Here is a 14011-nt window from a genome sequence, read left to right as displayed (position 1 = left end):
GATATTGGAGTAAATATGTCCGAACATCCTCAAGGACAAAAGCATTGTTCATTTTGCGGTAAAACGCAGTCTGAAGTCGGAAAGCTGATTGCAGGCGAGGACGCATACATTTGTAATGAATGTGTGGACGTATGCTTAGATTTGGTTCAAACCAGTCAACAGGTCGAAACCAATGACTGGGCGAACCGTCCTTTGCCGAAACCGCATGAAATCCGTGCGGCGCTCGATCAATATGTGATTGGTCAGGACGTAGCGAAAAAGACATTATCTGTGGCCGTATACAACCATTACAAACGTCTGAAAGTACAGACCAATGGTAAGAAAGCAGATGATTCCGTTGAAATTGCCAAAAGTAATATCCTGCTGGTGGGTCCGACCGGTTCAGGTAAAACCTTGCTGGCACAAACCCTTGCCCGTCTTCTGGACGTTCCATTTGCCATGGCAGATGCAACAACCCTAACTGAAGCGGGTTATGTGGGTGAAGATGTTGAAAACATTGTACAAAAGCTTTTGCAAAAAGCTGATTACGATGTCGAAAAAGCGCAAAAGGGCATTATCTATATCGATGAAATCGATAAGATTACCCGTAAATCTGAAAACCCATCCATCACACGTGATGTATCAGGTGAAGGCGTACAGCAAGCCTTGCTGAAAATGATCGAAGGTACGGTTGCTTCAATTCCACCACAAGGTGGTCGTAAGCATCCGCAGCAGGAATTCATTCAGATTGATACCTCGAATATCCTGTTCATCTGTGGCGGTGCATTCTCAGGTCTTGAGAAAATCGTACAGCAGCGTCAGGAGAAAGGTGGTATTGGCTTTACTGCAGAAGTCCGTAATAAAGACGAAAGCAAAAAGCTGTCTGAATTGTTCCGTCAGGTCGAAGCGACTGACTTAGTGAAATTTGGTCTGATTCCAGAATTCATTGGTCGTTTACCAGTGATTGCGACTTTAGATGAGCTGGATGAAGAAGCTTTAATGCAGATTCTGACTGAGCCGAAGAATGCATTAACCCGTCAATATAAACATCTGTTTGAGATGGAAAATGTGGACTTAATCTTTGAAGATTCAGCACTACGTGCGGTTGCGAAAAAAGCATTGGAACATAATACAGGTGCGCGTGGCCTGCGCTCGATTCTGGAAAATTCATTGTTAGAAACCATGTATGACTTGCCGAGTCGTAGCGATGTAGGCACTGTGGTAGTCAATGAAGCAGTCATTAATGGTGAAGCTGCACCAGAATTTCTTGCTGAACGTCAACCACATGATGAACCAGAAACAGCGGTAAAAGTTGATTTAAAGGTGGTGAATAGCAAATCTGCTTGATTGCTATTCGTCAGAAACGTGTGAAAACCCCGTGTTTTCGCACGTTTTTTATTTCCAAAAGATAAAAGCAGATGCTAATCTCAACATCTAGGCGTGGACGCCGAAAGCTATAAAAATATATCGCAAAGTACTTACATACAAGAATAAAGACGCAGTGAGGGATAAGCATGCGTGGAGTCGCAATGGTGCTCATCGGCAGTTTGGCGCTGATGGGTTGTCACGGTAAAAAAGCCGTAGTTGAGCCTACACAGCCACTCAGCACTTTAAAAAATATTGATCTTGAAAAAAAACCGGGCTTCGTCGAACAGCATCGGGTGGGGATGTTTACGATTGGTGGCTGGGTCAACCAGAAACAGGGTAATCATTTTCAGGCAGTTAAACCTCAGCATGAGGATGCTGCAATCGTTTATTTATACCGCCCGGATTCCAAATGGAACCGTCAGGAAATTGTCGCTGCCAGCCTATTTATCAATCAGCATCGTATTCCGAGTTTATTGCATAATCATCATTACTGGATTGAGTTGCCTGCAGGTACTTATCGCTTGAGTACCAGTCGCCCTTTAGGTGCGTTGCACTTCCAAAAACCTAAGTATTTGGACTTTACAGTAGAAGCGGGTCAATCCTATTTTATTAAGTATGATGAAGAAAATTTAAGCACCCGTCGTAGTGTTCCGGGACCTCTGATGCTAATGCCAAGCAGTATGGGACTCAATGAAATTGCTTTTACCCAGTTAAAATCGGACAGTTTTAACTTTTTTGCACAGGATCAGGAAACTGGGAAAATCCGCAAGAAAGCCCAGAAAATTAAGGCGACTGAATATGATCCATCTACAGATGTACAGTTAACCACACCGTTTAAACTCTGGGATCCAAGAACCTGGTAATTAATTTTAAAATTCCAATAAAAAAGCACCCATTAAGGGTGCTTTTTTCATGCAGCTTAAATTAGCCTGCAGCAGCGTCAACTACTGGAATCTTGCCAATTTTCGCTTGCCAGATTTTTGGAGCAGTCGCGTGTACAGATGTACCATTTACGTCAACTGCAACAGAAACAGGCATATCTTTCACTACGAACTTGTAGATCGCTTCCATACCCAGATCAGCAAATGCAACCACTTCAGCTTCACGGATTGCTTTAGATACGAGGTATGCAGCACCACCAACCGCCATGAGGTAAGTTGCTTTGTTGTCTTTAATTGCTTCAACAGCAGCAGGACCACGGTCCGCTTTACCGATCATGCCGTAAAGACCAGTTGCTTCTAATACCTGACGAGTGAATTTATCCATACGAGTCGCAGTTGTTGGACCTGCAGGGCCTACAACTTCGTCACCTACTGGATCAACAGGGCCTACGTAGTAGATAAATTTGCCTTTCAGATCAACAGGAAGTTCTTCACCGTTGTTCAGCATGTCTACCATACGTTTGTGTGCAGCATCACGGCCAGTATAGATCGTACCGTTAAGAAGTAATGTATCACCTGGTTTCCAAGAGTTCATTTCTTCTTGGGTAATGTTGTCTAGGTCAACACGTTTAGAAGATGAGGAATCCCAAGTGACTGATGGGTAGTCTTCAAGGCTTGGTGCTTGAATATGCGCAACACCTGAACCATCAAGCGTGAAATGTGCGTGACGGGTTGCAGCACAGTTCGGGATCATGCCGACTGGTTTGCCCGCAGCGTGACAAGGATAATCTTTGATCTTGATGTCTAGAACAGTGGTTAAACCGCCAAGACCTTGAGCACCAATGCCCAATGCGTTTACTTTCTCGAAGATTTCGATACGAAGTTCTTCAAGTTTGTTTTGTGGACCACGACGCAGCAATTCGTCCATGTTGATCTCTTCCATCAATGCTTCTTTTGCAAGCATCATGGCTTTTTCAGCAGTACCACCAATACCGATACCCAGCATACCAGGAGGACACCAGCCTGCACCCATAGTTGGAACAGTTTTCAGTACCCAATCTACGATTGAGTCAGACGGGTTCAACATTGCCAGTTTAGATTTATTTTCTGAACCGCCACCCTTAGCAGCAACAGTGATGTCTACTTTGTTACCTGGAACAAGTTTGTGATAGATCACAGCAGGCGTGTTGTCTTTGGTGTTCTTACGGCCAAAAGCAGGGTCAGCCAGTACAGATGCACGAAGCACGTTAGAGTTTTCAAGATAACCTTGACGTACACCTTCGTTGATCGCATCGTCCAGGCTCATGGTTAAATCAAATTTAACATCCATGCCCACTTCAACAAATACGTTGACGATACCAGTATCCTGGCAGATAGGGCGGTGGCCTTCTGCACACATGCGTGAGTTAATTAAGATTTGCGCGATCGCATCTTTCGCAGCTTTGTTCTCTTCACGGTCGTACGCACGGCTCATCGCTTGGATGAAGTCTTGTGGATGATAGTAAGAAATGAACTGAAGCGCATCTTTAACCGATGTGATCAAGTCATCTTGCTTGATAATAGTTGTCATACAAATATCTCTTGAGCGGGCTGTTAGCTAGCGGGCTAAATTATAAGACAAATGAATCTGGTTGTGGGCGTTTTGCAGGGACATTGGCCAAAAGTTTATAGTTTAAGCAATAAGGCATATTACTTTGGCTGAAAGATTGGTTAAAAATGACCGGTTTTTGTCATATTTACTGTCATATTTCAGCTTAAAGTTTATTTGAATATAATTAAATTTATTATAAATATATGATTTTTATTAATTAATTAAAATTATGGAAATTTCATCATTGTCATATAACTGTCATAAAACTTTTACATAATGCGCTTATCAAATGAATGATGAGTTTTCTTTATGACCCTGACTAGTGTATTGATGGTAATTGCTTTTAGTCTTTATATCGCTGCTACTTGGTTCTACGGCCAGAAAGAAGATCAAGCTTAAGCTTTATCTTCTTTTTTACATTTTAAGAGCTAAAAAATTAGCCTATCTTCAAATCTTCAAATCTTCAAATCTTCAAATCTTCAAATCTTCAAATCTTCAAATCTTCAAATCTTCAAATCTTCAAATCTTCAAATCTTCAAATCTTCAAATCTTCAAATTACCTTAATAAAAAAAACAATATTTCAATCATCTTGGTCTTGCCACAACATGCCTGTGACACAGTTATTTTTCTTCATTACATTATTAACCTAGAAAAACCCAAAGCCTGAAAACCCTTACACACAGCCAATTTTTTAGGGCTTAAACTGAGGTCTCTCAACTTCTATAAATAGGGCAATTGGAATGAGTAACTTTAATACAAATGACATCAAAGAACATGCTTCAGTAATTGCTTCAGATGGTACTCAAGTTGGTAAAGTGGATCATTTAGAAGGTCAGGACAAGATTAAATTGACAAGAAGTGATGACGAGAATAATGAGCATCATTTGATTCCGATTAGCTGGGTAAGCGAAGTGAAAGATGACAGCGTGATCTTGAATAAAACAGCAGAAGATGTGCACAAAGAATGGACCACGGTATAAGTATGATCGTTGCCTGACTTATTCTGGTTTGGCTTAAATACTCAAACTGGATGTAAGTTTAAAATAGGCAAATCTGATCTGTTAAAGTGGTAAATGCCAGCCCGATCGGCTGGCATTTCTTTTGTGTCATCAATATTTTTATTTTAATTTTATTTACTCATAGAGCAGATTACGAACTTGCATAATTTTTTGAGCTAGACAATCTGTAGATTATAGCTCCTTCAATGATTATTGAGAAAGTTTGTTAAATAGATCACTAAAAAACCACCCGATCTTTTGACCGGATGGTTGTGAGTGTTAAAGAAAATTAATTAGCTTGCTGATCTGCCTGAATCGCAGTTAAAGCAATGGTAAACACAATGTCATCGACCAGCGCACCACGTGACAGGTCATTCACCGGCTTGTTCAAACCCTGTAGCATCGGACCGACACTTACGACATTTGCCGCACGTTGTACTGCTTTATAAGTGGTGTTACCGGTATTTAGGTCAGGGAAGATAAACACATTGGCACGACCAGCCACTTGTGAGTCAGGTGCTTTCTGACGGCCCACACTTTCAACTGAAGCGGCATCGTATTGCAGTGGACCATCAATCAACAGATCAGGACGACGCTGTTTAGCAATCTCAGTCGCTTTCGCGACTTTTTCTACGTCTGCACCTGTGCCTGAAGTCCCGGTAGAGTAAGAAATCATAGCAATACGTGGATCAATGCCAAAGGCTTTTGCAGAGTCAGCAGACTGAATTGCAATTTCAGCCAGTTGTTCGGCATCCGGATCTGGATTAATCGCACAGTCACCATAGACATAGACTTCATCTGGCAGCAGCATAAAGAATACAGAAGAGACTAATGAATATTCAGGTGCTGTCTTGATCAACTGGAAAGCAGGACGAACGGTATTTGCTGTGGTATGTACTGCACCAGAAACCAGACCATCCACCTGATCAAGTGCCAGCATCATAGTACCGAGTACGACAGTATCCTGTAGCTGTTCACGTGCCTGCAATTCGTTGATTTTGCCTTTACGCAGTTCAACCATTTTTTCGACATAATTCTCGCGAATCAGGTCGGGATCAATAATTTCAAGATCGTGCGGTAAGTCAATATTACGTGCTTTGGCAACTTCAACCACTTCTTCCGGTTTTGCCAGCAAGATACAGTGCGCAATCCCGCGAGATTGACAGATCGCAGCCGCCTGAATAGTACGTGGCTCATCACCTTCCGGAAGCACAATACGTTTTTTCGCAGTAATCGACTTTTGTACTAGCTCATGACGGAATGCAGAAGGAGACAGACGTGGCTTGTAAGAACCATTAATTAGCTGTGCAATCCATTCTTCATTTAAATGACTGGACACAAAACGAGTGACCTGTTCAGCACGTTCAGTATCATCACATGGAATTTCATTGCTTAAATTGGCTAGACTTTGGGCAGTTTCAAAAGTGCTGAGTGGCGTATGCAGAATAGGCAGACCATGTTTAATCCCTGTCTGGCAGAACTCCAATACAGTCGAATTTGGCTCATAATGTTCAGTCAGCACCAAACCTGCCAATGGAATGCCATTGCTGCTCGCCAGGCTACTTGCCAGCAAGACATCAATCCGGTCTGATGCACTGATAATCAGTTCGCCAGCCACGAATTTATGTAATTCATGTTCAATATTGGACGCAATTAAACTGCTGTGTAAAACACGGCGCTGCTTTGCTTCACCCAGATTGACCCAGTCTGCTGAAATATGTGCTGCTAGGTCAGAAATACGTGGCACACTTAAAGTATTGCTGAATGGAACCAGACCAATGACTGGAAGCTTTTCAGAACCAATATGGGCATGGGTTTTCTGAATAGCTGCTATAAATTTGTTGGTATCACTGATCAGGCGTAAACCGGGATCAATAGTCACCGGGATCTGTGCAGAATCTTCTGGTAAGCCTTTGGTGCGCATAAATAATACGCCAGCCATACGGGTAGAAGAGGACCCACCTAAATAACGTAATTGGCTTTCAACTTTTTCAGCTGCCACTTCAGGCTGGTTGATATCAGCATTGCTGACAATGATGACTTTGGCATCTAGTGCCTGCGCCAAGGCTGCATTAAAGCTTGGCGCAAAGGTATCGCGGCTATTTGGTACCAAACCTTCAACAATAATCAGGTCGTGATTTTTGGCAATCTCACGATGCAGGCGTACTGCATCTTCAAGCAATTCATCTGTTTCACCCAGATTAAAGCGCTGAATCAGACTTTCATAAGTAATCGGTTCAACGGTTTCACTTTGGGATAAATGACGATAGAGTGCTGTAGTGCGATCTGTTTCCTGACTTTTTTCCTGTGAAAAAGGTTTCACAAAACCTGCTTTTACCCCTTGGCATTCTAAAGCATATACCAAACCTAAACAGGCTGAAGTTAAGCCGACGCCTTCTCCGGTCGGCACCAATAAAATCGTTTTCATAAGTAATATCAGTCGCGCAATAATAGAAATTAGGTAAAAGGGAACCGGGCTTGCTTATGCAAGCGCAGCTTCAGGTTCAGACTTTTTTGCAGTAGCTTGCTCCACTTCATGCTCTACCACATAATGAGTTTCTTTCGCGATTCGGCCTTCTTCATCAGTCGGAACTACCCAGATTTGTGGGCCTGTACCGTTATCGATCCGGCCTTCAGTGCCGCGCTTCAAACTGCTATTAGCGTCTTTATCCAGGTTGAAACCGAAATGTGGTAAATAAGCCATGGTTTTTTCACGAATATACGCCGAGTTTTCACCAATACCACCGGTAAAGAACAGACCATCAATACGTGGCAGACCACAGCTTAAAGCAGCTAAAGATTTCGCCAGACGGTAGCAGAATACTTCAATCGCAAGAGTCGCATCTTCATTGCCTTGTTCTGAGGCTTCAATCAGAGTACGCATGTCATTAGACAGATTGTCAGATAAACCAAGCAAGCCACTTTCTTTATTGAGCATCTTGTCAATTTTATATACATCCCAGCCTAAGTTTGCAGCCAGGAAGCTATGCAAACTTGGATCGACATCACCACTACGGGTCCCCATCACCACACCTTCAAGTGGCGTCAGACCCATTGAGGTATCTACACTTTGGCCATTCCATACGGCACAGGTCGAACTACCATTACCGAGATGCGCTGTTAACCAGCCACCTTGTTTGAAGCTGCCCGCAAGTTCAGAACCGCGATCTGATACATAAGCATGGCTGGTACCATGGAAACCATAACGACGTACGCCATATTCGGTATAAAGGAATTTAGGCAGGGCATAACGGTAAGCATGTGCCGGCATGGTTTGATGGAAAGCTGTGTCGAATACTGCGACTTGTGGCAAATCTGGGAATAAACGTTTAGTCGCTTCGATTCCGATCAGGTGAGCCGGATTGTGTAAAGGCGCAAGTGGAGTTGCTTCGCGAATTTTTTCAATAATTTCGTCAGTAATCAGTTCTGCCTTGATCAGGCTGCCGCCATGTACCACACGGTGACCAATGGCATCCGGCTTGTAATTCGCCAGACGCTCTAAACCTACTTCTAGCGCTTTCTTATGATCTGCAAAAGGAATATGAATATCGACGGGTTCATTACCGACAGTCACACCTTTAATACGGGCATTTTCTGTGCCTAAGTTCTCAGCTAAGCCGTGAATACGGAAATTCTGTTCTTCAAGCAATAGGGCAAACTTGATTGAAGAAGAGCCACAATTAATAACTAATACTGATTTAGACACGATTGTTTACCCGATTCTAATTAAAATTCTCATCCATTTCGTTGACCTGTCTGCTGGCAAAAGCGACACAAGATAGGTCTGTGATCATGTTTTAACATGGGTTTTTTTACTGTCCTAGATAGACTTTAGCCGATTAGACTTAAGCATTATCGACCATAGCGACAATAATAATTAAAATTTATCAGTTCATAGTTTTCATTTATAAATAAAATACTGTTAAAAAATGATCTATCAAACTGTAGCTTATATTTCTTAAAAATAATGTTTATTTATTCTATCTTTTAGGTATGGATATGAAGAAATTATATGCAATTTTATAAAGGTTGCATATTTACTTGAACATGTCTTTTATCAACTCAATGCATAAAAATCAGCCTTGCGAACAAGGCCGATTTTATTATCTATTTACTGACGAATCTGACCATCACCGAAGACTACCCATTTCTGGGAAGTCAGGCCTTCTAAGCCAACCGGGCCACGGGCATGAATTTTATCTGTCGAAATGCCGATTTCCGCACCCAAACCATATTCAAAACCATCAGCAAAACGGGTAGAAGCATTGATCATGACTGAACTCGAATCTACACCAGCTAAAAATTCGCGAGCGATGCTGTAATTTTCCGTAATAATTGAATCGGTATGATGCGAGCCATATTTATTGATATGTTCAATAGCTTCCTCAACACCTGATACGATTTTAACTGCCAGAATCGGACCTAGATATTCGGTGTACCAGTCTTCCTCTGTTGCTGCGACTACCTGATTGCCCAAGATACGCTGGGTTTCACGACAACCACGAAGCTCTACCTGTTTTTCCTGATACAGCTCAGCAATTCGAGGCAAGAAGTCTTCTGCAACTTTCTCATCAACCAGCAAAGTTTCCATGGCATTACATACGCCATAACGATGGGTTTTGGCATTTAAAGCAATGGGCAGTGCTTTGAGCAGATCAGCCTGTGCTTCAACATAAACATGACAATTCCCGTCCAGATGTTTAATCACAGGCACACGTGCCTCTTCAGTAATGCGCTCAATTAAGCCTTTGCCACCACGCGGTACAATCACATCGACAAATTCAGTCAGGGTAATCAGCTGGCCAACCGCAGCACGGTCAGTTGTGTTAATCACCTGAACTGACGCTTCAGGCAAACCTGCTACTTTCAAGCCATGCTGGATGGCAGTTGCAATGGCCTGGTTAGATTCCAAAGCTTCTGAACCGCCACGCAGAATAATCGCATTTCCGGATTTCAATGCCAGTGAAGCAGCTTCCAGAGTTACATTGGGACGTGATTCATAAATCATGCCCACTACGCCTAAAGGCACACGCATCTTGCCAAGCTGAATGCCTGTAGGACGGTAAGCCATATCGGTAATTTCACCAATTGGATCTTTCAGGCTGATCACATCTTTCAGGCCCTGTAACATACCTTTAAAGCGTGCGGGGTTGAGTTCTAAGCGATCAAGCAGGGCACTGTCCAGATTGTTCTGGTGAGCTTTATTCATATCAATCTGGTTGGCAGCCAGAATAGCGGCCTGACTGTTTTCTAAAGCGGTATAAATTGCTGACAATGCGCTGTTTTTAGTTTGGGTAGACGCACGAGCCAAAATGCGAGAAGCCTGGCGTGCCTGCTGTCCTACCGTTTGCATGTATTGTTCAATAGACTCTTGCATAGCGGTTCAATCACTTAGAAATTTCACTTTGATATTAACAGTCTGATGCCGGACAATGAAGCCCATCACTTAAAAATCATAAGCTTTTCACTGTTTCTAAACATTTTGAAATTGTTTTATCTTTAAAAGCAGATAAGTGGTTGTCGAATCAGTTGCTTGTGAAAAGCCGCTCTGTATAGAATGAAATGTAGCGACATAGATGTCATTGATATAATTACTACAGCGCAGGATGCGTGTTCAGGATAATCGGAATAATCCTGAAGCATAAGATCTGTAAATAATGACTTGCACAATAAAAATAAGGCAAGGACGGAGGAAAGGAATATGAATTCCATTATCCAGATGGATGCCCAGGCATTGGACCAACATAGCCATTATGGTTTTTTTGATCTTTATGATAAGCACAGTTTCAAGCAACCAGCACGTACGACATGGATCGATGGCTGGAAAATCGAGTATATGGCCATTGCGCGTCCTGATACTTTGCATATGCGCCCAATGGTGATTATTGGGGGAGCTTTTCAGAACTTTAATTCTTACAAATATTGTGTAGAACAGTTATTTGATGCGGGACCTATTATTTTAATTGATTTACCTTCCATGGGGGCCAACCAGCAAATTACTAACGTTGATACCGGCTTATCTGCAGGAACACTTGAACTCGAAGATCTGGCCGCGATGCTAGGCCAATGGCTGGATCAGATGCAATTGCCTAAGGTGGCTATTCTGGGAATGTCTCTGGGTTCAGTGGTGGCTTCCTGTCTGGCGGATCAGCGCCCTGAACTGGTAGACCGTATGATTTTAATGGGTGTGATGCAAAAGACCCGTAAAAGCTGGCGCATGCTGCTGGAAGAATCTCTGCATTTAATGAAAGAACAGCGCATGGATGAATTCGGCCAAGCGGTGATTCTGTATCTGGTCAATCATGCACGTTTAAAAGAAACCCGTATGTCGCCAACAGCAAAACGGTTGTTCTTTAAGCAGATGTCCGAGTTTACTGCCACTGAGCAGGACCGCTATGATATCAACTGTAACCGTCTTTTAAGACTGACCAATGTACCGATTCCTCAATGCAAAGTTTTGGTGGCTTGTGGGCAATATGACAGCTTTACCTTGCCACATGAGAATGCCAATTTTGCCCTGCAATGTCCAAACATGCAGTATGTGCAGATTGCTTCTGCAGATCATGTGCCTCAGTTACAGCGCCGTAAAGAAACCATGCATTTGTTTGCAACTTTCTTGCGTGATGAACCGGTTGATCAGCTCGAAGGTATTATCCCGTTCACCCGTGAACAGATGCAGCAGATCGAACGGCGCGGTGAAGAGCGGATTACGGTTCAGGATCCACAGCGTTATTTAAGTCATCGTCATTCTGATCTGGTACTCAAGGCAGAAATTATTGATATGAATTTCTTTGGGGTATTGCTGGAATTGGAACCTGGATTAACCGATCTGGCAGCCGCATATCCACGTGATCTGGCTTTGTATCTGGAAGATGAAGAAGGCGAATTCAAGATCGAATGTTTGATCTTCGAACATGATGATACTCAGTTACGTGCTTTGTTCAAGCATGGCAGTTTTGATGTGGCAGAGCGTTTACTACGCTTTGTCCAGAAAGAGAAAGCCCTTCAACAGGCTGAAGTATTCGATGCAGTCATCTAAACAATAGAATTCATAAAAAAACAGCGTAATTAAACGCTGTTTTTTTTCACTGCATGAATCATCCAGACCAAATCGCCTAGATGTTCATCCTGTTCATAATGAGGATTCTGCTGTCGAGGCTCTGCAAAATAACGTTTTGGTTGTTCGACCTCCACCTGCATAAACCCAGCTTGCTGAAAAAACTGCTGTAGTTCTTGAGGTGATTTAAAATGAAAGGTAAACGCACTGCGTGACATGAATTTCAGCAGACGGCTGCAGGCCCAGATAAAGCTCGCCAGTTTATTTTTGACCGGTTCAGGATAAATATCACTGAGATAATGCACTTCACTAAAGTCTTGACCATATTCGGTAATGCCTTTGAGTAAAGTAAACAGCATTTTTTGATCAAAGTAATTGATCAGGCCTTCACTAATAATAACGAGAGGTTGCTGCGGGTCAAAGACTTTAAAAATATTCGCCAGTTCTGCACTAAAAATATCGGCACTCAATACTTCCGGGGCATCCTGATCAATCTGCTGCAAAGCATTGGTTTTGATCCTAGCCATATCGGGCAGATCCAGCTCCCGATAATTAATCCCGGGAAATTTCTGTCTAAAATTCCAGCTGCGTGGGGATAAGCCACTGGCAATTTCCAGTACCTGTAATTGAGGATATTCACTAATTAACTGACCTAGGTGTTCGTCAATCATTTGATGACGCTGTTTCAGGGTGGTGCGCATACTGCCGCCTACATGACGTTCAGCCCATGACTCCAGTGGATGAACCAGTTTGGCAAGGAATTTACCTTTAGAGGTAGCAAATACCGGATGTGAAATCCCCATTTTGTACCAGATATAGCCAGTATAGTGTGCAGTAAAAGAAATATGGCGATGTTGTGAAAGAGATTCTGTCATGTCGTCCTGACCTTATTGTTGTTTTAATTCAATGCTGCTCATTAATATAGCAGTCTTTTCAACATGATAATAAAAAAGGAACACCTTGTCGTGTTCCTTTGTCGTATTCAGATCATTAAAAAATTACAGAACCTGATCTTTAAACTGGCTGATTTCATCACGGATCTGGCGCCATTCATCTCCAAGATCCAGTTCAGTGCCGATCCGAATCTCTGGAATTTTTCCGCGCATGCGTTCCAGGCGGTGCTGATTGGGCAATAGCAGATCCTGAATGCCCTCAAGTGCAATACACTGTGCTGCGCGATCATTACAGACCAATCCCATATCACAACCTGCTTTTAATGCCGCCTGAATCCGGGCATCAGCACCGCCAGCCACACAGGCAGCCTGCATGCTTAAATCATCCGAGAACAGTACGCCGTCGAAGCCAAGTTCTTGACGTAACACTTTCTGAATCCAGAATTCTGAGAAACCGGCTGGATTTGGATCAACCTGACTATAGATAACATGGGCAGGCATAAGCGCATCGAGTTGTGATTGTAACTGGATAAAAGTCTGCATATCCTTTTGCTGGATTTCTTCATAGCTGCGCATATCAATGGCAGCGGCCACATGCGAATCGGCCTTAACCGAACCATGTCCCGGGAAATGTTTGCCAGTCGAAGCCATACCAGCACGTTTCATACCTTTCAGGAAAGCACCAGCCAGTGGAATAATATCCTGAATATTTTTAGCAAAGCTACGGTCGCCAATCACATCACTAATATAATTCAGATCCAGCACAGGCGCAAAACTAAAGTCAATTCCGACAGCCAGTACTTCGGTGGCCATTAACCAGCCACATTTCTCGGCCAGTTCCAGTGCTTTTTCACGATCAGTCTGGTAAAGCTCACCAAATTTACCCGTAGCAGGCAGCAGGGTAAAGCCCTGTTTCAGGCGCTGTACACGGCCACCTTCCTGATCCACTGCAATCAGAATATCTGGACGAACCTGGCGCATATGATCAGTCAAGGCACGGACTTGGGCAGGAGATTCAATATTGCGACCGAATAAAATCACACCACCGACTTGTGGTGCACCCAAGAGTTCAATATCTTCTTGAGTAAGGGTAGTGCCTGCGATGTCGAGCATCAATGCGCCAATCATATGCGGAATCCATTTTAGAATTTTCGGGGAAAACAATACCTGAATTCTGCAATGATTTGCTACACTTTGTCAGCACAGAATATGATAAAACTACACGACATAAACATATTAAGTT

At 43.0% G+C, this 14011-nt stretch carries 10 protein-coding genes; 4 read left to right on the top strand and 6 right to left on the bottom strand.

Going from position 1 to position 14011, the window contains the following annotated elements:
- The first annotated feature begins 15 nt into the window (after positions 1-15).
- Both clpX and C3F22_RS12210 read left to right on the top strand, forming a co-directional pair.
- Entirely contained in the window at positions 16-1326 is a 1311-nt protein-coding gene (gene clpX, locus C3F22_RS12215) for an ATP-dependent protease ATP-binding subunit ClpX (RefSeq protein ID WP_005232215.1), read from the top strand.
- A gap of 167 nt (positions 1327-1493) precedes the next feature.
- Positions 1494-2210, top strand: a complete 717-nt coding sequence (locus C3F22_RS12210; RefSeq protein ID WP_005232213.1) for a DUF2846 domain-containing protein — start codon at positions 1494-1496, stop codon at positions 2208-2210.
- Positions 2211-2271: 61 nt separating this feature from the next.
- Here C3F22_RS12210 and C3F22_RS12205 read toward each other — a convergent pair whose 3' ends face one another.
- Positions 2272-3798, bottom strand: a complete 1527-nt coding sequence (locus C3F22_RS12205) for a fumarate hydratase (RefSeq protein ID WP_005232211.1) — start codon at positions 3796-3798, stop codon at positions 2272-2274.
- A gap of 762 nt (positions 3799-4560) precedes the next feature.
- Between C3F22_RS12205 and C3F22_RS12200 the strand changes: the two genes are divergently transcribed.
- The gene (locus C3F22_RS12200; RefSeq protein ID WP_004781996.1) at positions 4561-4800 is read left to right on the top strand and encodes a DUF2171 domain-containing protein; all 240 of its coding nucleotides are present in this window, start codon (positions 4561-4563) and stop codon (positions 4798-4800) included.
- A gap of 307 nt (positions 4801-5107) precedes the next feature.
- Here the strand turns inward: C3F22_RS12200 and pta are convergent, their stop codons facing one another.
- From pta to C3F22_RS12185, 3 genes are all read right to left on the bottom strand, one after another.
- On the bottom strand, positions 5108-7246 hold the full coding sequence (pta, locus tag C3F22_RS12195) for a phosphate acetyltransferase (protein WP_104426628.1): 2139 nt from the start codon (positions 7244-7246) through the stop codon (positions 5108-5110).
- 54 nt (positions 7247-7300) lie between these two features.
- Positions 7301-8524, bottom strand: coding sequence for an acetate/propionate family kinase (locus C3F22_RS12190; protein ID WP_104426627.1), 1224 nt, complete (start codon positions 8522-8524; stop codon positions 7301-7303).
- Positions 8525-8929: 405 nt separating this feature from the next.
- Positions 8930-10195 (bottom strand): glutamate-5-semialdehyde dehydrogenase, encoded by a 1266-nt coding sequence (locus C3F22_RS12185; protein WP_005232205.1) that lies wholly within the window; start codon positions 10193-10195, stop codon positions 8930-8932.
- Positions 10196-10519: 324 nt separating this feature from the next.
- Between C3F22_RS12185 and C3F22_RS12180 the strand changes: the two genes are divergently transcribed.
- Positions 10520-11857 (top strand): alpha/beta fold hydrolase, encoded by a 1338-nt coding sequence (locus C3F22_RS12180; protein ID WP_034169889.1) that lies wholly within the window; start codon positions 10520-10522, stop codon positions 11855-11857.
- Positions 11858-11886: 29 nt separating this feature from the next.
- Here the strand turns inward: C3F22_RS12180 and C3F22_RS12175 are convergent, their stop codons facing one another.
- Together C3F22_RS12175 and nagZ are read right to left on the bottom strand one after the other, a co-directional pair.
- A complete protein-coding gene (locus tag C3F22_RS12175; RefSeq protein WP_005232201.1) occupies positions 11887-12750 on the bottom strand; it encodes a class I SAM-dependent methyltransferase in 864 nt (287 codons plus the stop codon).
- A 123-nt stretch (positions 12751-12873) separates the two neighbouring features.
- The gene (gene nagZ / locus C3F22_RS12170; RefSeq protein ID WP_005232199.1) at positions 12874-13896 is read right to left on the bottom strand and encodes a beta-N-acetylhexosaminidase; all 1023 of its coding nucleotides are present in this window, start codon (positions 13894-13896) and stop codon (positions 12874-12876) included.
- Positions 13897-14011 lie beyond the last annotated feature (115 nt).

Source organism: Acinetobacter sp. ACNIH1 (genome assembly GCF_002934695.1).
GTDB classification, from domain to species: domain Bacteria; phylum Pseudomonadota; class Gammaproteobacteria; order Pseudomonadales; family Moraxellaceae; genus Acinetobacter; species Acinetobacter variabilis.
Note: the sequence above shows the minus strand (reverse complement) of the source record. Positions and strands in the feature narration are given on the sequence as shown.